Origin of the sequence: Kitasatospora sp. NPDC101176, assembly GCF_044768035.1 — a bacterium.
Taxonomy (GTDB): Bacteria; Actinomycetota; Actinomycetes; order Streptomycetales; family Streptomycetaceae; genus Kitasatospora.
In genome coordinates, this window is the sequence record NZ_JBIWPA010000015.1 from 30,355 (window position 1) to 52,281 (window position 21,927).

The window sequence follows — 21,927 nt, forward strand, 5'->3', positions numbered from 1 at the left end:
GCCGTGGCCCTGATCGGTCCGATCCTCGACGACCGCACCTTCGCCCAGCTCCGCGACGAGCTGATCAGACGCATCCCGGTCTACAACCCCGAGTGGACCGACCACAACGCCACCGACCCCGGTGTGGCACTGCTGGAACTGTTCGCCTACCTCGGCGAGTCTCTGCTCTTCCGCTTCAACCAGATCCCCGACACGACCAAGGCCGCCTTCCTGCGGCTGCTCGGCGTCCGCCCACGGCCCGCCGCGCTCGCCCACGCCCTCCTGGTGCTGGACACCGAGCGGCCCGAGGGCGTCCAGGTCCTGCGCGGGACGGAGGCCCGCGCCGGGGCGGTGCCGTTCGAGACCGAGGGCGAGGTGGTCGCCTGGCCGCTGGAGACCCTCGCCGTCGGCAAGACCGCCGCCCCGCACGCCGAGGCCGGCAGCGCCGAGGCCCGCCGCCGGGAGGACGCCGTCGCCGCCCTCCCGGCCGGCCCGCGCAGCCTCGTCGACGCCGGCACCGCACCCGGCTTCTACGTCACCACCGCCGTCCCCGCCGACCCGTTGGCCGCCGACCAGCCGCCCCTCGACGTCTCCGGCACCCTCGACGGGTGCCTGTGGATCGCGCTGCTCGGCAAACCCGCCACCGACCCGGCCCGCCTGCGCAACCGCGCCGTCTTCCTCGGCGTCGTCCAGGACGGCGAACTCCCCAGGCCCTTCGACCTCGAGTCGCGCGACCCCGACCGCTCCCGGCTGCGCGCCGCCGACCTCACCACCGACCCGCCCGCCTTCCTCTGGGAGCTGTGGAACGGGCCCGACCGGGCCGGAAACGCCGCGACGGCCTTCACCGACCTCGCCGTCCTCGCCGACACCACCCGGGGCCTCACCGCCACCGGGGTGGTCACCCTGCAGCTGCCCGACGCCTTCCCCACCCACGCCAAGGCGCCCACCACCACCGGCGACCTGCACAGCCCGCCCCCGCTGGACGACGAGAAGGCCGCCGCCCGCGTCATCGGCTGGCTTCGGGTCCGCCGCCCGGCGACCGAGAACGACGCCATACACCGGATCCGCTGGGTCGGTGCCAACGCCGTCGGTGTCGTCCAGGCCCGCACGGCCGCCCCGGAACTGGTGGGCACCGGCACCGCCGACGCCGACCAGGCGTACCGGCTGACCAACCGTCCCGTCATCGGCGGCACCGTCCGGCTGGAGGTCGAGGAGCCGGACGGCTGGCAGCCCTGGACGGAGGTCGAGACCTTCGCCGACAGCGGCCCGCTCGACCGGCACTACACCCTCGACCCGGCCGCCGGCCTCGTCCGGTTCGGCACCCGCAGCCGGGTGCCGCAGATCGGCGAGCGGATCAGGGCGCTCTCCTACCGCTACGGCGGTGGCGCGGACGGCAACGTCCCGGCCGGGGCGATCGGCAGCCTCAGCGGCGTCGCCGGGGTCAAGGTCAGGAACGTGCTGCCCGCCGCCGGCGGCGCCGACCAGGCCTCGCTCGCCGACGCCCTGGACGCCCTCCCCGCCGAGCTCCACCGGCGCGACCGGGCCGTCACCGCCGACGACTTCCGCGCCCTGGCGCTCGAAGTCCCCGGCGTGCGGCGGGCCGAGACGCTGCCGCTGTTCCACCCCGACACCCTGAGCCGCACCGCCGCCGGGGTGGTCAGCGTCGTCGTGTTCCCCACCGAGGACCTGCGCGACCCGGGCGCACCGCTGCCCGACCTCGCGCTGCTGCGCCGGGTCGCCGCCCACCTCGACCCGCGCCGGCTGCTGACCACCGAGCTCTACGTCGTCCCGCCGACGTACCTGGACGTCGCCGTCTCGGTCGGCGCCCACGTCCGGGACGGCTACCAGGTGGACGCCGTCCGCCGCTGGGTCGAGCTGATCCTCCGCCAGTACCTGGCGCCGGTGCCCCCGTACGGGCCGGACGGCACCGGGTGGCCGCTCGGCCGGGCCGTCCGGCGCGCCGAACTGGAGGCCGTGGCCGTGCAGGTGGACGGCGTCGAGTACCTCGACGGCGAACTCGGGCTGGCCACCCGCCCCGGCCCGGCCGCGCCCTGGACGGCCGCCCCGCTCGTCCCGCTCAAGGCCTGGCAGGTGCCCCGGCTGGTCGGGATCACCGTCGTCACCGGACCGCCGCTGCCGCCCGGCACCGGCTACGGGACCACCCCGCAGCCCGGCGGCGACCCGGTCCTCGTCCCGCTGCCCCCGGAGGTGTGCTGATGGACGGCGACCGGTCGGTCACCATCCTCACCGACCCCGACCAGTGGGCCCGCTGCGCCCACGACGGCACGGCGCTGACCGACGGGGGCGGGGTGAGCCTCGCCTGGACCGCGGACCCCGGGCCGGGGCCGTCACAGGAGCCGCCGCCGGACGCCTCGCCGGGGGGAGACACCGCGGCCGGGCTGGCCTTCGACCGCTGGGGGCGCGCCTATCGCTCGTACCCCGCGCTCGGGCGGGTCGACGTCCTCGACCCGAAGGCCCCCACCGCCCCCGCCGACCACCACCCCGGCGGGCTGCGCAGCCCCCGCGGCCTCGCCGTCGACGGCGCGCAGCGCCTCTACATCGCCGAGTCCTGCGGCGCCGTGCACGTCGTCGACCTCTGGGCCGAACGGCTGCTGCGCCGGGTGCCCGTGCGCACCGCCGCCCACCGCGCCCGCCGGCCCCTGGACGCGGCCGCGTACCGCGACGGCGCCGTCGTCCTGCTGGCCGACCCGCCCGGCCTGGTGCTGCTGCGCGGGCGGCGCGGCCCCGGACGGGGCCCGGCGCTCGGCGGACCGCTGCTCGCCGCGGGCCTGCGGCCCACCCGGGTCGCCGCCCTGGCCGACCGGCTGTACCTGCTCTGGACGGCGCCGCACGGCGGCCGGGCCGTGGTCGCCCGCCCCGACGGCGGCCACCGGCTCGAGGTCGGCCCGGCGAGCGACCTCGCCCTGTCCGCCGACGGTCTGCTCACCGTCGCCGGGCGCCCCGGCGAGCCGTTCCGCCGCTACCGGCCGGACGGCGACGGCTGGACGGAGATCGAGCCCGCCCGAGCCCCCCGCTACGACGGCGGCGCCGTCGAGACCACCCCGGACGGGCGGACGGCCTACACCTCCGACGGGGGCCTCGCCCGGACGGCCGGCCCGGCGGCGCGCCACACCCCGGCCGGACGGGTCGTCAGCTACCGGCTGGACGCCGGCGCCCACCGCACCCGCTGGGGCCGGATCTTTCTCGACGCCTGCATCCCGCCGGGCACCGACGTCCGGGTGGGCTTCCTCAGCAGCGACGAGGACACCGTCCCCGACCCGCTGCCCTGGACGCCGCCCGTGCAGGGGCGGCGCGCGGTGCGCCACGGTGAGCTCACCCCGCCGCTGCCCTCGCAGCTCCGGCTGGACCGGCTCGACCGCCTCGGCGGCCTGTTCCGGCGCCCCACCGGCCGGGAGTGGCCGTGGGCGCAGATCGCCCCCGACGACGCGTTCGAGACCTACGAGGCGCCGGTCGACGCGCCGCCCGGCCGCTACCTCTGGGTCGTGCTCGACCTCAGCGGCACGGCCCGGCTCACCCCGCGGATCCGCTCGCTGCGGGTGGAACGCCCCGGCCACCGGTTGCTGGCCCAGCTGCCCCGCTCCTTCAGCCGGGACGAGGCCGACGCCGACTTCCTGCACCGCTACCTCGCCCCCGCCGAGGGCCTGCTGCACGAGCTGGACGGGCGGGCGGGGCTGCGGACCGTCCTGCTCGACCCGACCGCCACCCCGCAGGAGGCCCTCGGCTGGCTGGCCGGCCTGCTCGGGCTCGCCCTCGACCGGCGCTGGCCGGTCGCCGCCCGGCGCGCCCTCGTCGCCCAGGCCCACGAGCTGTTCCGGATCCGCGGCACCCTGACCTGCCTGGAGCGCATCCTGCGGCTCTACCTGTCCGTGCCGGTCGCCGTCGTCGAGAACTGGCGGATGCGCGGCCTCGGCGGCGCCGTCCTCGGCAGCGGGCCGGGCGGGCCCCCGGCTCCCGCGGTCGGCGGGGCCGCCGCCACGGCCACCCTCGGCCGGTTCGCCGTCGGCGGCCTCCGGCCCGGTGAGGACGGCTACACGGCGACGGCCCACCGGTTCACCGTCCTGATCGCCGCACCCCTGAAGGGCGAGCCGCTCGACGTCGTCCGCGGCATCGTCGAGGCGCACAAGCCCGCCCACACCCTGGCGGAGATCTGTCCGCTCGGCACCGGCATGCGGGTCGGCCGCGGCCTCTACCTCGACCTCACCTCGGTGGTGGGCCCCGGCGCGGCCTGGGGCCCGGCCGTGGTCGGCCGGGTCCGGATCGGCGAGGACGGCGTGGTCGGCGTCCCCTCGGCGGCCGCGCGGGTCGGCGAGTCGGCGTCGGTGGGGGCGGTGAGGGTGGGATGAGCGCTCCGACGGTGGTGATCGGACGGTTCTCCGCGACGCTGCACGACACGGCGCCCCGGCCCGACGGCGGCCCGCACCCCGGCGCCACGGCCGGCGGGTCCACGGCCGACGGGCTGCGGGAGCCACTGCAGTGCGTCCTCGACGGCGGCCTCGAACGCGCCCTGACGGGGGTGCGGCTGCCGCCGGGCCACTGGTGCGTGCGGCGGCTGCGGCTGACCGTCCCGCTCGACCTCGGCCGGCCCGGGCCGGCCGCCGGGCAGGACTGGTCCACGGCACTGGCCGCCGCGATCGAACGGACGGTCCGCGAGGGCCGCGGCGGGGTCGTCCACTACCGGGACGACGTCGAGCTGCTCGCCGACCTGCTGGCCGGGGTGGCCGCCGGCCGGACGGAGCGGCTCTGGGCCTGGCGGCAGGCGGGCGCCGTACGGCCCACCGACCCGGCGCCCACCGCCGAGCCCCGCGCCGCCGTGCTGGCGGCGCTCGGCCGCGCTCCGCGGCACGCGGCGGCCGCGCTGCTCCGCGCGGCCGGAGCCTGCGGGCTGCCCGCCCTGGACCGGCTCCTCGGCGCGCCGGGCTGGCAGGCCGTGGCCGGGCTGGCGGCGGTGGCGTCCTGGTGCGCCCCCGGCGACGGACCGCCCGGTGACGGCACCGGAAGCGACGCGGGCGCCGGCACCCCGCCGACCGCAGCGGCCCGGGACCTCGCCCGCACCCTGCTGGCCGGCTCGGCGCTGGCCGCCCTCGCCCGGTCGGCCCGGCTGCGGCCCGGACCGGCGACGCTGGCCGCCTGGGCCGTGCTGGTGGCCGCCGAGGCCGACCCCGGCTCGCTGCACCGCCGCCCGCACCCCGGGCTGCCGCACGCGCTGGCGGCGGAGCTGCGGACGCTGCTCGGGCCGGCCGCGCCCTCCTCGCACGGGCCGGCGGCCACCCCCGTGCCACCCCCGGACACGGATCCCGCGAACGGTGCCGGGCCGTCGCCCTCCACCGCCTGCTCCACCGCGGCCCGGCCGGACCGCTCGCCGGCCCCGGCCGCGGCACCGCCCGCTCCGGCGGCCGACCCGGTCGGGGCACCCGGAGACGGTGGGCCGGCTCCGGACCGCGGCAGTGGCGCACCCACCGCCTGGGCCGGACTGCTCTTCCTGCTCGCGAGTGCCGCCGACGCCGGGCTCCCGCAACGGGCCCTGGACGACGGCGCGCTGAGCGCCCGACCGCTGCGCTGGATCCTGCACCGCCTCGGGTGCGACCTGCTGCCCGAGGCGGACCCGGCCGACCCGGCCCTGCTCGCCCTGGCCGGCCTCGGCCCCGCGCGGGCCGCGGCCCTGCTCGCCGCCCCGCCGCCCACGCCGGCCGAACGCGCCCGCCTGCGGACCCTCGCCACCGGGTGGGCCGCGGCCACCGCCGCCCGCCTCGATCCGGCGGCCGGTCCGTCCGCCGATGCACCGGCTGGGCCGAGTGCCGGTCCGTCAGCCGGTCCGCCGGCTCGTCCGTCCGCCGATCCGTCCGCCGCTCCTGACGCCGCCCCGGCGGACGGCCGCGCCGCCGTCCGCGCGATCGCCCGCCGCGGCGGCGAGGTGGCGGCCGAACCCGGCTGGATCGAGGTCCGGCTCGCCGCGGCCGACACCGACCTGACGGTCCGCCGGGCCGGGCTGGACCTGGATCCGGGGTGGGTGCCCTGGCTCGGCGCGGTGGTGAGGTACGTCTATGCCTGAGCCGTCCGGAGCACCGCTCGGCACGCCCTCGGACGCCCATCCGGCGCCCGAGGCGGTCAGCCGCGAACTCACCGCCCGGGCGGCCGGCCCGGCCCGGCGGCTCGCCGGGCTGCTCGACGACACCTGCGGCACGGACTCCGGGGACTCCTCCGCCCGCTTCCTGCGGGAGTGGGCGGACGCCGCCGCAGCGGGCGGCCCGGCGGAGCACACCGGCTCGTCGCCGGTCCGCCGTCTCGTGGAACGGCTGGGCCTCACCGCGGCGGAGCTCGACCTGCTGCTGCTCGCCGGGCTCCCGGAGGAGCACGAGGGCCTGGCCAGGACCTTCCGGGCGATGCACCCGCGCGGCGACTCCCACCCGAGCGTCGGCCTCGCCGCCCTGCTGCTCGACCACGCCCACGACGACGACCACGCGCCGGACGACGATCCGGGCCGCGTCCCCGCCGTCGACCACGTCGCCGCCGTCGACCGCGCCGCGCTGCGCCGCCTCCTCCACGAGGGCGCGGCCGTCCGCACCGGCGCCCTCGTGGTCCACGGCGAGGGCACCTTCCACGACCGCAGCCTGCGGCTGGCCGACGGGCTCTGGGCGGCCCTGCACGGCTGCGCCGCCCTGCCGGGGGAGCCGGCCGAGGTCGAGGTCGGCCCGCCGGTCGCCGGACTCGACGGCTGGCTGGCGCGACCGGAGGCCGAACGGGCCGTCGCCGCACTGCGTGCCACGGCCCCGCGGACCGTCGTGGTCACCGCGCCCGACGAGACGATCGCGCTGAGCCGCTGCGCGGCCCTGGCCCGCGCCGCCGGGCTGCGACCGGTGGCCGGGCGGGTGCGCCCCGAGGACCCGGCGGGGCCGGGCCTGCTCGGCCTGCACGCGGCCGCCCGCGGCGGGGTGCCCGTCCTGGTGGTGGCGCGGCCGGAGGAGGGGGCCGGTCCGGCCCGGCTGGACCTGCGCCGGGTGGTCGGCCCGGTCCTGGTCTGCGCCGGGCCCGGCGCGGTGCGGCCGGGCCCGGAACGGTCGGTGCTCACCGTGCCGGTCGGGCCGATCGGCACCGAGGACCGCCGGGCGGCCTGGCGGGCGGCGCTGCCCGGCGAGGCCGGGCGGGCCCCGCAGCTGGCGGCCCGTCACCCGCTGGACCCGGCGCTGACCGCCCAGGTGGCCCTGGACGTGCGGAGCTGGGCGGAGCTCGCGCCGGGCGGCGCCGCGCCGGACGTCTCGGCCGCGGTCCGGGCCAGGGCGGGTGCCGCCCTCCCGCCCGGAGTGGAGCTGCTCAGCCCCCGGGCGTCCTGGGGCCGGCTGGTCGTGGCGGCCGAGTCGGACCGGCAACTGCGGGACGCCGTCTCCCGGTTGGCGCACCAGTCGGTGGTGCTGGACGACTGGGGGCTGCGCGAGGCGGCCCGCGCGGACCGCGGCGTGCGGCTGCTGTTCACCGGGGCGCCCGGCACCGGCAAGTCGCTGGCGGCCGAGGTGCTGGCCACCGCCGCCGGGACGGACCTGCTGGTGGTGGACGTCTCGCAGGTGGTCTCCAAGTGGATCGGGGAGACGGAGAAGAACCTGGCCGCCGCGTTCGACGCCGCGGAACGGCTGCAGGCGGTGCTCCTCCTCGACGAGGCGGACGCCCTGTTCGGGGCGCGGACCGAGATCTCCGGCGCCAACGACCGCTTCGCCAACCTGGAGACGGCCTACCTGCTCCAGCGGCTGGACCGCTTCGACGGCCTGGCCGTGCTGGCCACCAACCTGCGGCAGAACATCGACGCCGCGTTCATCCGCCGGATGGACTTCGTCGTCGCCTTCGACCTCCCGGGGGAGGCGGAGCGCCACCGGCTCTGGCGGCTGCACCTGCCGGCCCCGGTGCGGGAGGACGGCATCGACCTGGCCTCGCTCGCGCACCGCTACCCCGTCCCCGGCGGCTGGATCCGCAACGCCGCGATCGCCGCGGCCTTCCGGGCGGCCGAGGCCGGGGGCAGGGTCGGCCGGGGCCACCTGGTCGACGCGATGCGGCGGGAGTACGCCAAGGCGAACCGGCCGTTCCCGGCGGATCCGGCCGCCCCATCCGGCGGGGCCGCGGACGAGCGGGCGCTGCGCGCGCTCGGCGCGGCCGCCGTCCGGCCCACCAGGGAGGAGAGGACATGACGGCGTTCGGCAGCGGCGGCGCACCCTGCGGTTGCGGTGGTACGGCCGGTGGCGGCCCGGGCCAGCCGGGCGGTGCCGGGCCCCCAGGGCCCTGCGGCCCGTGCGGCCCGGGCGGTTCGACGGGCGGTTCGGCGGCGGGGCCGCCCGACGGCCCGGGCCGGGCGGACGAGCTGCCGGTGACGCCGTTCAGCGCCCTGCGGGTGGCCTTCGGCATGCTGCTCGGCGAGGACGACTTCCGGGTGCTGATGGGCAATCCGCGCGGCAAGCAGATGCTGCACTCGGCCTGGCTGCACGGGCCGGGCGTCGTCTGGGGGTACGGCGTGCGCCTCGACGCCGACGGCGACCGGCTGCGCACCGCGCCCGGCCTCGCCGTGGACGGCTGGGGCCGCGAACTCGCCCTGGAGGCCGAGGCCTGTGCGTCGCTGACCGCCTGGGCCACCCGCTGGGCCGAGGACCACCCGGCCCCCGGCGCTGCCCCGGGCCCGGCGGACGCGGCGCAGCCGCCCTGCCCCGGCGAGGGCCGGCCGGTCACGGCCTGGCTGGTGGCCGAGTTCGGGAGCTGCGCCGGCCGCCCTGTACCGGCCCTGGCCGACCCGTGCGACATCACCCGCCGGCACGACGACTACTCCCGGATCACCGAGACCGTCCGGGTGGTGGTCCGCGGCGACGAACCGCCCCGCCCCCGCCCGTACCACCGGCTGCGGGTGCTGCTCGGCCTGGACGAGGTGGCCGGCCCGGAGGACACGGCCGGCCGGCAGGCGGCCGAGGCCGCCGACCGGGTGCGGGCCGCCCCGCCCGCGCAGCGGGCCGAACGGCTGCTGGCGGAGTTCCGGCGGCTGGCCGCCCGCGACGCGGGCCAGGACACGCCCGGGCGCGAGGAGGGCGACGCCTGCCCGCAGCTCTTCCCGGTGACGGAGGACCACGCGCCGGTCGTCCTGGCGAAGCTGGACTTCGACGTGCTGACCGGCCCCGGCGGCGTCCGGGTCGCGGACGTGGTGGTGGACCAGCTGGTCCGGTCCGTGCTGCTGCCCACCGGCGCGATCCAGGACCTGCTCTGCGGCCTGGCCCCCGGACTGCTCGGGGAGGCCGTGCCCGAGGACGCCGACGGGCCCCGGCTGGATCCGGGCTCGCTGCGGTGGTCCCGCGGCAACACCTGCCTCAGCCTCTGCTTCGACCGGCCGGTGGACCGCCGCTCGCTGGAGCAGGCCGTCACGATCACCTCGCTCTCCGAGCACGGCGCGGGCTGGGCGCGCAGCCCGGTGGCCGGGGTGCGGCTGACCGACGGCGGCACCCGGGCCGTCCTCGACCTCGAACACCCGCCGGCGCACCGGCTGGCGCGGGTGCTGATCCGCGGCACCGGACCGGAGCCGTGCTACGGGACGGACCCGTGGGTGCCGTTCGCCGGCCTGCTGGACGGGCCGGCGGCGGGGCGGCACGACGGCCGCGACGCCGTTGTCACCGGGTACCTGCAGAACCACACCGCCGACGCCGGGAGGTCCGAGTCATGACCATCGCCGAGAGCGGCGCGGCCGCGGGGCCGGGCGGCACCGACGGGCCCGGGGCGGCGGCCGCGACCCCCACCGCACCGGCCGGCACGCCCGACGAGCGATCCGCCGGCACGCCGGACACCGCGGGCGGCGACATCGACCGGCTGCGCGCCTTCGACGGGCTGTTCCTGCGGGCCGAGCACCTGAACCGGATCCAGGACTACGCCCGGGAGTTCGGCTCCGCGGTCGGCCGCTCGGGCGGCCCCGGGGTGGTCGAGGGCTTCCAGGTGGCCGTCGTCCAGGGTGAGTTGAAGGTCGGCGGCGGACTGGCGATCGACGCGGCCGGGCGCCCGCTGCGCTCCCGGCACGAGGTGTCGCTGCCGCTGAAGGACCTGCGGCCCGGCAACGACGCCTTCTGGTGGGTGGAGGTGACGCGCACCGACTGGGACTACGGCGAGACGGCCGTCCAGGGGTTGCTCTGCGAGGACCCGTGCGCGGGCCCCACCACCAACCGGCAGTACACCGCCGAGGGGGTGCGGATCGGCCTGACGGCGGCCCGGATGACCGGGCTGGAGGAGCAGCTGAGCCCGAACCGCCGCAACTGGCTGGCCTCCCGGCTGTTCGAGGCCGAGCAGCGGGACGACTCGCCCTGGACGGCGGACCCGGCCGTCCTGCCGACCGCCTGGGAGCCGCCGGCCGACTACTCGCGCCCGCCCGTCCGGGTCGCGCTGGTGATCCCGGTCGGCCCGGACACCGCGCAGTGGGTGGTGGACGTCTGGGCGGCCCGCCGCGAGGTGGGTGCGCCGCCGCCGGAGCGCTGGTGGCAGGGCCGGCTGGGCATGCGGCCGTGGAGCGCGTACGCGGCGCAGATCCTCCAGTTCCAGGCACAGTCGGCGCAGTGGCGCGACACCCGCACGGACGCGGCGGCCGAACGCGCGACCGACCAGATGCTCAAGGAGGTGGAGGCCGAGATCGGCCAGCTCGTCGACCGGGCCGGGCGCGCCCGGTCGGGGATCGCCCTGGAGATGCGCCGGTCCCTGGAGCGGGCCAGGTCACGCATCCGCGACCAGCTGGCGGACGACCGGGCCGCCGTGGGGCTGCCGCTGCCCCCGCTCACCGAACGCGGCTTCGGCGAGCTGCCCCCGGCCGGCTACCTGGCCGTCCGCAGCGACCCGGACCTGCTGCAGCGCGAGGTGCGACGGCTGCTCGGCGACCGGCTGGGCCTGTCCTTCTGCTACGCCACCCGGGCCGACATCGCCGAGGCCGTGCAGCAGGCGCAGCACCGCGACCGGATCCCGCTCGACTCCGGGGCGGAGGTGGACGTGCTGGTCCCGGTGGGCGGCGCGGTGCAGGACGGTGCCTGGACGGGCGGGTGGGTGGCGTTCGTGCGCAGCCGCCGGCGCTACTGCCCGTCGCAGGGGTCGGACCGGGAGGGTTCGGAGCCGACCGCAGCCGGGCAGCACGGGGAGCCGGTCGCCGCCCCGGACGGCCCGCCGCCCGCCGGGAGGGGTGAGGAGACCGGACCGGCTCCGGACGGCCCGCCGCCCGCCGGGCCGGGCGACGACCGGTGAGACCGGTGGACGAGGCGGAGCTCCCGTCCGCCGCCGTGTGCGTGCTGCGGGTGGAGCCGCAGGCGCCGGGCCGGCTGCTGATCACCGTCACGGCGAGTACCGACCTCCGCTCCTCCTCGGCCGAGTCCCGCTGCCGGACGACGGATGCGGAAACGGTTCTGGCCCTGGTGGCGGCCTTCCTGAGGGGCTGTCGCGTCGGAAGGGGGCAGAGCTGACCAGGTGTACGGAGAGAAAGGACGGGTAGGCACGATCTGGTTGCGCACCGTGACGGTCCAGTGACGAGGTGCGCATAGCCTCTTGGCCGGGCTTTCACGGGGAGGACCGCCATGCACGCGCCGTTTCTGGAATCGCCGATCCTGATCCCTGCGCAGGGGAGCGCGCCGACGCTGCACCTGTTCGGCCATCCGCGGGTGGTGCACGCGGGCCGCCGGCTGGAGGTGCCGGAGGGCAGCAAACGGCTGCTGGCCTTCGTCGCGCTCAACGGCGGGTGGGTGGAGCGCCGCCACGCCGCGGGCACCCTCTGGCCGGAGGGCGGCGACCTGCGCGCGGCCGGCAACCTGCGCTCGGCGCTGTGGCGGCTCAAGGCGGCCGGCATCGACGTGCTCGACTCCGACAAGTGCTCGCTCTCGGTGCGCGAGCACACCGTCGTCGACCTGTACGTCCTGTGCGACTGGGCGGGGCGCCTGATCGCCGGCACCGCGACCACCGCCGACCTGTGCACCTTCCGGTGGCGCGCCGACGCGCTGGACCTGCTGCCCGGCTGGTACGACGACTGGGTGCTGATCGAGCGCGAGCGGATCAGGCAGCGGCTGCTGCACGGACTGGAGGCGCTCAGCCGCCACCTGGTGCGGGCGGGCCGCTGCGCCGAGGCGGTCGAGTCGGCGATGGTCGCGGTCGGCGTCGAACCGCTGCGGGAGAGCGCCCAACGGGTCCTGATCGAGGCCCACCTGGCGGAGGGGAACCTCGTCGAGGCGCTGCGCAGCTACGACGCCTACCGCGGGCTGACCAGCCGGGAGCTCGGCGTGGAGCCCGGCCGGGAGCTCGCCCGGCTGCTGCACGCGCACTGCGACCCGGGCCGCCGCCCGGCCGCGCGCACGCCCGACCGGCTCCCGGCCGGCGGCTGAGCGGGCCCGGCCCGCCGCCGCCGGCCCGGACAGACCGGGCGGACCGGCCCGGGCGGCCTCAGAGGCGGTCGGCGTCCACGACGGCCCGCACGAAGTCGGCCGGTGCCTCCTGCGGCAGGTTGTGGCCGACGTCGGGGAGCGTGCGGTGGAGGTAGGGGCCGGTGAAGAACTGGCGGTAGGAGGAGCCGTCGCCGGGCGCGGTGAACGGGTCGCGCCCGGGGTCGAGGGTGACGGTCGGCACACCGATCCGGGGCCGCGCGGCGAGGCGCTCCTCCAGGCGGTCGTAGCGGCGCTCGCCCTCGGCGAGGCTCAGCCGCCAGCGGTAGTTGTGGACGACGATCGCCGGGTAGTCCGGGTTGTCGAAGGCGGCGGCGGTGCGCTCGAAGACGGCGTCGTCGAACTGCCAGGTCGGGGAGACGGTGTCCCAGACGAAGCGGCACAGCTCGTGCCGCTTGGTACGGTCCGCCATGGCGCGGCGGCCGCGCTCGGTGGCGAAGTAGAACTGATACCACCAGGTGTGCTCGGCGGCGGCCGTCAGTGGCTCCTGCTGCATCGCGCGGTCGGTGATGATGTACCCGCTGACCGCGACCAGCGCCTTGACCCGCTCGGGCCACAGCGCCGCGATGATGGCGGCGGTGCGCGAGCCCCAGTCGAACCCGGCCAGGACGGCCCGGTCGATGCCCAGGGCGTCCATCAGTGCGAGGACGTCGACCGCGATCGCCGCCTGCTGGCCGTTGCGCGGCGTCCGGTCGGAGAGGAACCGGGTGCTCCCGTGCCCGCGCAGGTACGGGACGATGACCCGGTAGCCGCGCGCGGCGAGCTGCGGCGCGACGTCGACGTAGCTGTGGATGTCGTATGGCCAGCCGTGCAGGAGGAGGACCACCGGTCCGTCGGCCGGCCCGTCCTCGGCGTAGCCGACGTCCAGCACCCCGGCGCGGACCTGCCGCAGCGCGGCGAAGGGCGTGCTGCCACCGGCTGCGCCGCCTCGGGCGTCAGCGGCCGGGCGGGTGTCCGCGGCGGCCGGCCGGCCGGCCAGCGACAGGGCGGTGGCGCCCGCCCCCAGCCCGACGGCCCGGTTGAAGGTGCGCCTGTCGATCATCTCTGTTCCTCCGTCGTACGGTCGGGCCGCCCGGTGCGCGGCGCCGAGCTGGGATCGCCGCGGCCTGCCGAGGCGACGGCGTCGGCACCACCGACTGTCGACCACGGCGCCGGGCGGCTGCATCCGTCAGTTGACGCTGTCCGATGACCCAAATCCCGCCGCCGCGCCGCGCACTGGGACCGCGATCCAGGTCAACCCGGCGCCCCGGTGAGAATGGACCGGCCAGTCCGGTCCTCCGGGGGAGCGCAACGATGCCGGGTCCGCAGACCGCCAGACTGACCGCCAAGGGGGAGGCCACCCTGCCCGGGACGGGGTCGGGCAGCTCGGTCCACCGCATGACCTCGGGGCCGCCGTGGGTGGTGATCAGTACCGCGTGCACGGGGAGCCTGCTCTCTCGTCATCGGCCGCCCGGTCCGCACCGGGCCTCGACGGAGAAGGTGGGAGCCGGAAAATGGACCCTCAAGTCCAGAATCCGGGCCCTGCGCTCGGACCGGCGCTCCGTCAGGGGTGCGGCAGCGCGAGCACTCAGCCGGACCGTGGTCTGAGCAGGCCGTCGACGAGCACGTCCACCAGGCCGCGGGGGACGGACGCGCCGGTGAGGGCGCGGTAGGCGATCGGGCCGAGCAGGGCGTCGAGAATCGCGTCGGGGGCCAGGGCGGGGGCGATCTCGCCGGCCTCGACGGCGCGGGTGAGCAGCTCGCGCTCCTGGCGGCGGCGCGGGCCGAGGTGGCGCTCGTGCAGGAGTGCGGCGGTGGCGGGGTCGTGCTGCGCCTCGGCGAGGAGTGCGAGCAGGACCTTCCCGGCCGGGTCGCGGGTGAGGAACCGCGCATAGCCGCGCAGGTAGCGCCGGACGGCCTCCGCGGTGGGCTTGCCGGCGGGGATCGGCAGCTGCTTCCCGATGTCCTCGACGAGGGTGTCGAGCAGGATCTCGACCTTGGACGGCCACCAGCGGTAGATCGTCTGCTTGGAGACGCCGGCGCGGCGGGCGATCGCCTCGACGGTGAGGGCGCCGAAGCCGTGCTCGACGAGCAGGTCGTCGGCGGCGTGCAGGACGGCGAGGCGGGCGGCCTCGTCGCGGCGGCTGCCGGAGTGCGTCCGGGGGGCCGGGGGCTCGGAGCTTCGCGGCCGTGGGGGCCGGGAGGGTGTGGCAGGCATGCGGAACACGGTACCGGCTTCGGGAATCATGACCTAGTGTGGACGCGACGTCTCGTCTGGACGTGGCGTTGCGACAAATTCGAAGTCCCTTGCACTGAAGGAGAAGACGTGTCACTCACCACCCCATCACCCACCCCCCGGCGGCGGGCGCTGGTCATCGGAGCCTCGCGCGGCCTGGGGCTCGTCCTGGCGGAGGAGCTCGCCCGCCGCGGCTGGGAGGTGGTCGCCACGGCGCGCCGGAACGCGGACGCGCTCATCGCTCTGGCCGAGGCCTCCGGCGGGCGGCTGACGGTCGAGTCGCTGGAGATGACCAGCCCGGAGGAGCTGGCCGCCCTGCGCGAGCGGCTGAGCGGCCGCGCACTCGACCTGCTCTTCGTCAACGCCGCGATCGACCGCGGCGACCTGCCGATCACCGAGGTCGGCACCGAGATGTTCACCGAGGTGATGATCACCAACGCGCTGAGCCCGCTGCGCGCCGTGGAGGCCCTGCGCGACCTCGTCCCGCCCGGCGGGACGGTCGCCGTGATGTCCTCCGACCAGGGCAGCGTCTCGCGCAACACCGAGGAGGGCTACGAGCTCTACAAGGCCAGCAAGGCCGCGCTCAACCAGCTGATGCGCAGCCACGCCACCCGCTGCGCCGACGACGGACGGACCAAGCTGCTCATCGACCCGGGCCACAACCGGACCGAACTCGGCGGGCCCGACGCGCTGCTCGCCCCCGAGGAGAGCATCCCGGCCGTGGTCGACGTGCTGGAGGCCCAGGCGGGCGCGCCGGGCCTGCAGTTCCTCGACCTCCACGGGGAGACCGTCCCCTGGTAGCCGTGGGGGTCCTGGTAGCCGTGGGGGCCGGGCTGGTCCGTTCGGGTCGATTCCGCTGCCCGTTCGGGCCGCGCCGAAGGGGAGTTGACGGCCGGGGGATCGAAACGGCACCCGGGGGCGGCGCGGCTCGGTAGTGTGCCAGGGGTGGAACGAGGGCAGCCCGTCGTCACCGGCATCGCGATCGCGTTCATCGGATACACCAGCACCTTCGCGGCGGTCCTCACGGGCCTGCGCGCCGTGGGGGCGAGTCCGGCCCAGGCGGCCTCCGGGCTGGTGGCGCTCTGCGCCGCGCTCGGGGTGGCCAGCCTCTGGCTGAGCAGACGCTGCCGCATGCCGATCACCGCCGCCTGGTCCACGCCGGGTGCCGCCGTGCTGGCGAGCGCCGGGCAGGTGACCGGCGGGTGGCCGGCGGCGGTGGGCGGGTTCCTGGTCGCGGGCGCCCTGGTGGCCGTCACCGGCCTCTGGCCGCGGCTCGGCGCCAAGGTGGCGGCGATCCCGGCGTCGATCGCCCAGGCGATGCTCGCCGGCGTCCTCCTCGAACTCTGCCTCGTCCCGGTCAAGGCGCTCGGCTCGCACCCCTGGGAGGTCGCCCCGATCCTGCTGACCTGGCTGGTCGCGGTGGTGACCGCGCCGCGGTGGGCCGTCCCGGCGGCCTTCGGCGCCATGGTGCTGGTCGTCGGCGTCCTGGCCGTCCGCGGGCAGGGTCTGCACGGGCCCTGGCTCCCGCAGCTGGCCCTGACCGGGCCCCGGCTGAGCTGGGCCGCGGTGGCCGGCATCGCCCTGCCGCTCTACGTGGTGACGATGGCCGCGCAGAACGTGCCGGGCATCGCGATCATGAGCTCCTTCGGGTACCGCGTCCCGTGGCGCCCGGCGATGGTGGTCACCGGTCTGGGCAGCATGCTGGCCGCACCGTTCGGCGGGCACGCCGTCAACCTCGCGGCGATCAGCGCCGCGCTGCCCGCCTCGCCGGAGGCGCACCCGGACCCGGCCCGCCGGTGGCTCTCCTCCCAGGCGTTCGGCATCACCTACCTGGGCATCGCCGCGGGGACCACGGCCCTCATCAGCTTCCTCGCCGTCGCCCCGGCCGAGGTGGTCGGCACGGTGGCCGGGCTCGCCCTGCTGGGGACGCTCGGCCACGCGCTGTCGGCCGCGCTCGGCGGGGGAGGGGAGTCGGCCACGGGCGTCCCGGTGGCGGAGCGGACGGCGGCGACGGTCACCTTCGTGGTCGCCGCCTCGGGCACCACGCTGGCGGGCGTCAGCTCGGCCTTCTGGGCGCTGCTCGCCGGCCTGGTGGTGCGGGTGGCCTTCTCGGCGCAGACCCGGCGCTCCGACCCGGGTCCGGCCGCCGCCACGGCCCCGGGGGCCGGGCCGGGCCGGGCGGCGCGCGAGCCGGTCGCCGAGGAGGAGTCGGCCTGAGCACGGCCGAGGAGGAGTCGGCCTGAGCACGGCCGAGGAGGAGTCGGCCTGAGCACGGCCGAGGAGGAGTCGGCCTGAGCGCCGCCGGGGAGGACCCGGCCCGCGCGCGGCGCGACCCGGTCACCGACCCGGGCCGCGCCGGCCGTCAGGACCGGGCGCGGACGCCCGGCGGAAGGTTCGGCGCCTCCTGCGACAGCGTCACCCAGACCTCGCCGTCGACGACCTCGGCGGCGTGGACCCGGACGGGGGCCTTCGCGGGCGGAGCGTCCACCGCCCCGGTGCGCAGGTCGAACCGGGACATGTGCAGCGGGCACTCCACGACGCAGTCGTCGACCCACCCGTCCGACAGCGCCGCGGTCTGGTGGGTGCAGGAGTCGTCGACGACGTGCACCGCGCCGTCCCGGCCGAGGAAGACCGCGATCGGCGGCGACACCGCGGCGACCCGGTATCCCTTGTCCTCGGACAGGTCCGACACCGCGCAGACCCTGATCGGATCGATCGGCCCGTTGGTCATGCTCGTCCTCCCCGCTCAGAGTTCGATCGTGTGGTTCTGGTACCGGACCTTGTCCCGGAGCGTCTTCTCCACCAGGGGGTTGTCCGGGACGACGGTCAGCGCCTCCGTGCCGGCGACGGTGATGCCGCAGGCGCGCAGCCCGCCGGCCTTCTCCGGGTTGTTGGACATCAGCGTCACCGAGCCGACGCCGAAGAACTTCAGGATCTCGGCCGCCCCGTCGAAGGACCGGGCGTCCCGCGGGAAGCCGAGCCGCGCGTACGCCTCGGTCTGGGCGACCCCCTCGGCCTTGAGCGAGGCGGTGAGCAGTTCGGCCATCCGGCCGTTGCCCTTGCCGTCCTGGTCCAGCCACACGATGATCCCGGCGCCGGCGCGCCGGACCTTCTCCTGCGCCATCGCCATCTGCTCCCGGCAGTCGCACTCGACGCCGTTGAAGACGTGGGCGGACGTGCAGTGCGAGTGCACCCGGCAGAGCACGCCCTGCCCGCCCGCGATGTCGCCCATGACGATGGCGATCGACTCGTTGCGGCCGTCGTAGAAGAGGTACTCGGTGAAGTCGCCGTACCGGGTGTGTATCGGGCCCTGGGCCAGGAGGACTACCACGTCGATCCAATCCGTTGGGAGAGGGAGGCTTCTCTGATCCGCCGACCGGCTCGGCTCAGGCCGGGCCGCGCAGGTCGGCGCGGTGCGAACGCGCCAGGATCGGCGCGTGGGGCCCGGCCGCGGCGGTGAACCCCGCCGTCACCAGGGAGTACTGCTCGGCCACCCGCCGCCAGGCCTCCGGTGCGCTTCCGCCGAGCCGGTGGTCCGTGGAGTCCAGCCGCAGGCGGGTCACCGGCCGCAGGCCGAGCGCCGTGGAGGTGGTGAAGACGTGCAGCTGCTCGCCGCGGGCCAGGGCGGCGGACAACTCCGAGACGTGGACGTGGCGTTCGACCACCTGCTCGCCCATGCCGGCCAGCAGGTCGAGCACCGTCCGGCGGGTGACTCCGGGCAGGATCGAGCCCAGGGGCGGGGTGACCAGCCGGCCGTCCAGCTGGAGGAACACGTTCGTCGTGGTGCACTCCTGGAGGTGGCCGTCGCCGTCCAGCCAGAGCACCGTGTCACAGCCCGCGGCCACCGCCCGGCGCATCGCCAGTGCCGAACTCGTGTAGTTCCCGGCGGTCTTGACGCTCGCGAACGCCGGGAGCGTGCGTGGCGCGCCGCCCTCGACGAGGACGGCCAGGCCCTCGGCGGCCGGGTCGAAGCGCTTCACCAGGACGGCGAACACCGACGTCCGGCTCCGCAGGGGCATGAGGTCGCCGCCTGCGGCGAACACCACCGGTCTCAGGTAGAGCCGGGGCTCCCCGCCGTCCCAGTTGGCGCGCACCGCCCGCTCGACGGCCGCGATGAACACCTCGTAGGACGGACAGGGCAGTGCGAGCGCCGCGCAGGAGGCCCGCAGCCGCTCGTGGTGGTCGCGCGAGCGGAAGACCAGGAACTCCGGGGCGGCGACGAACGCGCGCATCCCCTCGAAGACCGAGAAGCCGAACTGGATGCCGTCCGCGCTGAACTCGGCCAGCCCGCCCACGTCGTTGGCGGTCAGCACCGGCGGCCCGTACCCGGCGCCGCCGCCCAGGGCGTCCCCGCCACCCTGCTCCTCGCACCGCGACACCGCCACCGAGGGCAGCCAGCCCTCCCCGGCGCCCCGCGCGGGGCGGAGTTCCGCGTCCCGTGGCGCCACGGTCAGGCCGGGAGGACGGGGCAGGAGCCGGCGGTGTCGTAGCCGTGCGCCGCGGCCGGGCCGATGGCGATCAGCAGCTGGGAGTGCGAGAGGTTGTTGAAGTGGATGTCCTTGTCCGCGAGGTTGGTGATCCGCGCCTCGGGGTGCTCGGTGACGAACCGGCTGACGAAGTTCTTCGCCATCACCATGCCGAGGTTGCGCCCGGGGCAGCTGCGCCGGCCCTTGCCGAAGGGCAGCACGTACGGCTCGGAGCCCTTGGCCTCGGGCAGGAAGCGCTCGGGCAGGAAGGCGTCGCCGTAACGGGCGTGCAGCGCGTGGATGTTGGGCATCACCCGGGTGCCCTTGCGCAGCAGGTAGCGGCGCCCCTCGACGTCCACGTCGAAGTCCTCGACGATCTTGTTGTTGATGACCGATCCGGGCGGGCTGAGCCGGAGCGACTCGCTGACGCAGGCCTCGACCAGCTCGTCCTTGCGGTCGCCGGTGCTGCCCGCGATCGCCTCGCACCAGGTGGCGTTCTCCGGCTGGAGGACGTACCAGAGGGTGGCGAGGATGGTGTTCTGGACGGTGTCCAGGCCGGCGATGGAGGCCGTCAGGAGGTCGTCCCGGGTGATCTCCAGCGGGATGTCGAGCTTCCCGTTGCCGGTGGCGACCTGCTCCCACACCGTCCCGGGCCCGGGGACGCCCTGCAGCAGCTCCGCCAGGTGGTCCTGCAGCGCCCTGATGTTGTACTGCAGGCGCCGGGCCTCCCGGGTGACCGGCCAGGTCGCCATCGGGAAGTGGACCCGGTTCCAGAAGCGGTTGGAGTAGAACCGCAGGCCGGTGAAGGTCTCGTTCAGGGAGAGCATGAAGGGCACCTGCGACACGTTTCCGCGGCCGTCCTTGTAGGACACCGTGAGCCGCATCGCGTCCTGTCCCCAGACGAACTCGCCCATGACCTCACGGGTGTAGTCGCCCGCGATGGTCTTCATGTCGAGCGGGGCCCGGGCGTCGAACGCCGCGCACGTCCCGGCGGCCCGCCGGGCCGAGAGTTCGTCGATCCGCTCCTGGTCGAAGCCCTTTCCGAGGTTGCGTTTGCGGTCGCCGAAGTGTTCGGTGGTGATCTTCTGGAACGTCATCGCCGAGGGGGACAACTGCCCGAAGGAATACAGGGCGGGCGTGTCCCGGTCGATGTACTTTCCGGTGACCGCCGGGGAGGTGAGGATCTCCGTCGCCTGCCGGTTCACCGCGTAGAGCTGGATGTCGAAACCGCGAATGCTTCCCACGAAATCCGTGGCCGGATGGTCCAGGTAGAGATAGTCCCGGGTCTTGTTCCGGCCGATCAGCCCGGATACGTCGGTCTCGGACCCGATGAGCGGGTAGGTCCGGCTGAACGCGACGCCCTGCTTCTCGTAGTACCGGCGCTCGCGCACCGTGCGTGCCGCCTTCGCGGTGAAGGCCAGCGAGGCGGCGCCGGCGGCCGCCACCGGGACGTACCGTAATAACCTCATGATCCACTCCTCGACGCTCAGGGGCGGGCCCCGGCGAACGGGCGCGCCTCGTCATTGGCTCAGGCGCTCCCGGGACGTCAGGGAGCGCTTTCCTCGAACTCGGAGCCGGAGATCCGGTCACCCCCGACCGGGCCGCACCGGGCCGCCGCACGTGCGGGCCCGTCCGATCCCCCCGTTGATCGTTCCGCGTGCGAAACCCCGTACCGTGCCGATCGTGCCGGCACGGCCGACAGGAGATGACCCGGTCAATATATGAGGCGCGAATCGGTTCGCGCAACGACGCCGTGGTGATCTCGGGAATGGCCGAATTCCCCGGTCAGTCCGACAGGTTGTCGGACGGGCCCGAATCCTCGAACCGCTTTTCCAATTCGTCCCGTGCGGCACTCAACCGCTCACAGACCCCACGGTCGATCCGGCCGTGCCAGACCCCGCCGGATTTGATGGAACTGCCGACGATGGCGCCGTCGGCGTGCGGAACGACGTCCGCCAGGTTCTCGACCCGTACGCCGGAGCCCGCCACCAGGGGCAGGTCGGTGGCCGCGCGGACCGTCTCCAGGTGGTCCGTCAGGGGCGCGTCGCCGAGCCTGGTCCCAGTGACGATCAGGGCGTCCGCGTCGAACCAGGCCGCGTCCCGGGCCTGGTCGGTCAGCGAGCGGTCCGCGGTGATCGCGTGCGAGCCGAGCTTGACCTGGACGTCGGCCCAGACCGTCACGTGCTCGGCGCCGATCGCCCGCCGGTAGCGCGTCATCAGCCCGGCCCGCCCCTCGACGAGGCCCTCGTTCGCCACGTAGGCGTTGGCCCACTGGTTGGAGCGCACGAACCGGGCGCCGGTGGCGGCGGCCACCGCGAGCGAGCGGTCGACGGCGTTGGCCAGGCAGTTGACCCCCAGCGGCACGCCCACGGCGCGCGCCACCTCGGCCGTGGCGACGGCCATCGCCGCCGGCGTCTCGGGGCCGATGTCGTCGGGCTTGAGGAACGGGATGTCCCAGCCGTTCTCGACGATCAGCCCGTCGAACCCCGCGTCGACGAGCAGCCGGGCCTCCTCCGTGGCCCGCCGGACCACCTCGGCCATCCCGCGCTCCGGGACGAACCGGGGCGAGCCGGGGAGCGGCAACAGGTGGATCATGCCGATGAGGGCGAACCGCCGCCCGAAGAGCCGCTCCAGATCCCCGCGCCCCGGGGTGCCGCCGGGGCGGTCGGTCGTTTCCCTGCCGAAGGCTGCCATGAACTCCACCGAGGTCCCGAGGAGGCGCCCGGAGCCACTGCCGGCGATGGCACGGACGTCTCGCACCGTGTGATTGGCCAAGTGAGCTGGGGAAGGCGGTTCCCAGGCTACCCGGGGTGCGGCCGCCGGCGCCGGACAACGG

The 21,927-nt window shown here is 76.3% G+C and carries 16 protein-coding genes; 9 read left to right on the forward strand and 7 right to left on the reverse strand.

Going from position 1 to position 21,927, the window contains the following annotated elements; translation table 11 throughout:
- Window positions 1-3: 3 nt before the first annotated feature.
- The 7 genes from ACIRS1_RS21275 (at window position 4) to ACIRS1_RS21305 (ending at window position 12,353) form a co-directional block, all read left to right on the forward strand.
- Window positions 4-2,196 carry a putative baseplate assembly protein gene (locus ACIRS1_RS21275; protein WP_402842067.1) on the forward strand — a complete coding sequence of 731 codons (2,193 nt, stop codon included), beginning with the start codon at window positions 4-6 and terminating at the stop codon, window positions 2,194-2,196.
- Window positions 2,196-4,343 carry a phage tail protein gene (locus ACIRS1_RS21280; protein WP_402842070.1) on the forward strand — a complete coding sequence of 716 codons (2,148 nt, stop codon included), beginning with the start codon at window positions 2,196-2,198 and terminating at the stop codon, window positions 4,341-4,343. The genes ACIRS1_RS21275 and ACIRS1_RS21280 overlap by 1 nt, the downstream gene beginning before the upstream one ends.
- Window positions 4,340-6,049 (forward strand): hypothetical protein, encoded by a 1,710-nt coding sequence (locus ACIRS1_RS21285; RefSeq protein ID WP_402842073.1) that lies wholly within the window; start codon window positions 4,340-4,342, stop codon window positions 6,047-6,049. Before ACIRS1_RS21280 ends, ACIRS1_RS21285 begins: the two co-directional genes overlap by 4 nt.
- Window positions 6,042-8,171: an ATP-binding protein gene (locus ACIRS1_RS21290; protein WP_402842076.1), complete on the forward strand. Its 2,130-nt coding sequence runs from the start codon at window positions 6,042-6,044 to the stop codon at window positions 8,169-8,171. Before ACIRS1_RS21285 ends, ACIRS1_RS21290 begins: the two co-directional genes overlap by 8 nt.
- A gap of 176 nt (window positions 8,172-8,347) precedes the next feature.
- Window positions 8,348-9,679 carry a hypothetical protein gene (locus ACIRS1_RS21295; RefSeq protein WP_402842078.1) on the forward strand — a complete coding sequence of 444 codons (1,332 nt, stop codon included), beginning with the start codon at window positions 8,348-8,350 and terminating at the stop codon, window positions 9,677-9,679.
- Window positions 9,676-11,229, forward strand: coding sequence for a hypothetical protein (locus ACIRS1_RS21300; RefSeq protein WP_402842080.1), 1,554 nt, complete (start codon window positions 9,676-9,678; stop codon window positions 11,227-11,229). Before ACIRS1_RS21295 ends, ACIRS1_RS21300 begins: the two co-directional genes overlap by 4 nt.
- A 326-nt stretch (window positions 11,230-11,555) precedes the next feature.
- The gene (locus ACIRS1_RS21305) at window positions 11,556-12,353 is read left to right on the forward strand and encodes a BTAD domain-containing putative transcriptional regulator (RefSeq protein WP_402842083.1); all 798 of its coding nucleotides are present in this window, start codon (window positions 11,556-11,558) and stop codon (window positions 12,351-12,353) included.
- Between the two features lie 58 nt (window positions 12,354-12,411).
- Here ACIRS1_RS21305 and ACIRS1_RS21310 read toward each other — a convergent pair whose 3' ends face one another.
- Together ACIRS1_RS21310 and ACIRS1_RS21315 are read right to left on the reverse strand one after the other, a co-directional pair.
- Window positions 12,412-13,452, reverse strand: coding sequence for an alpha/beta fold hydrolase (locus tag ACIRS1_RS21310; protein WP_402842086.1), 1,041 nt, complete (start codon window positions 13,450-13,452; stop codon window positions 12,412-12,414).
- A gap of 525 nt (window positions 13,453-13,977) precedes the next feature.
- Window positions 13,978-14,607 carry a TetR/AcrR family transcriptional regulator gene (locus ACIRS1_RS21315; RefSeq protein ID WP_402842088.1) on the reverse strand — a complete coding sequence of 210 codons (630 nt, stop codon included), beginning with the start codon at window positions 14,605-14,607 and terminating at the stop codon, window positions 13,978-13,980.
- Between the two features lie 108 nt (window positions 14,608-14,715).
- Here ACIRS1_RS21315 and ACIRS1_RS21320 point away from each other — a divergent pair, with 108 nt between their 5' ends.
- Window positions 14,716-15,426, forward strand: a complete 711-nt coding sequence (locus ACIRS1_RS21320) for an SDR family NAD(P)-dependent oxidoreductase (RefSeq protein WP_402842090.1) — start codon at window positions 14,716-14,718, stop codon at window positions 15,424-15,426.
- A 144-nt stretch (window positions 15,427-15,570) separates the two neighbouring features.
- On the forward strand, window positions 15,571-16,842 hold the full coding sequence (locus tag ACIRS1_RS21325) for a benzoate/H(+) symporter BenE family transporter (protein ID WP_402842091.1): 1,272 nt from the start codon (window positions 15,571-15,573) through the stop codon (window positions 16,840-16,842).
- 145 nt (window positions 16,843-16,987) lie between these two features.
- Here ACIRS1_RS21325 and ACIRS1_RS21330 read toward each other — a convergent pair whose 3' ends face one another.
- From ACIRS1_RS21330 to ACIRS1_RS21350, 5 genes are all read right to left on the reverse strand, one after another.
- On the reverse strand, window positions 16,988-17,356 hold the full coding sequence (locus ACIRS1_RS21330) for a non-heme iron oxygenase ferredoxin subunit (RefSeq protein ID WP_402842093.1): 369 nt from the start codon (window positions 17,354-17,356) through the stop codon (window positions 16,988-16,990).
- Between the two features lie 15 nt (window positions 17,357-17,371).
- Window positions 17,372-17,956, reverse strand: coding sequence for a GTP cyclohydrolase II (locus ACIRS1_RS21335; RefSeq protein ID WP_363363803.1), 585 nt, complete (start codon window positions 17,954-17,956; stop codon window positions 17,372-17,374).
- Between the two features lie 55 nt (window positions 17,957-18,011).
- Window positions 18,012-19,010, reverse strand: coding sequence for an aminotransferase class IV (locus tag ACIRS1_RS21340; protein WP_402842096.1), 999 nt, complete (start codon window positions 19,008-19,010; stop codon window positions 18,012-18,014).
- A 65-nt stretch (window positions 19,011-19,075) separates the two neighbouring features.
- On the reverse strand, window positions 19,076-20,560 hold the full coding sequence (locus ACIRS1_RS21345) for a cytochrome P450 (protein ID WP_360216526.1): 1,485 nt from the start codon (window positions 20,558-20,560) through the stop codon (window positions 19,076-19,078).
- A gap of 316 nt (window positions 20,561-20,876) precedes the next feature.
- Window positions 20,877-21,851, reverse strand: coding sequence for a BtpA/SgcQ family protein (locus ACIRS1_RS21350; protein ID WP_402842098.1), 975 nt, complete (start codon window positions 21,849-21,851; stop codon window positions 20,877-20,879).
- Window positions 21,852-21,927: the final 76 nt, after the last annotated feature.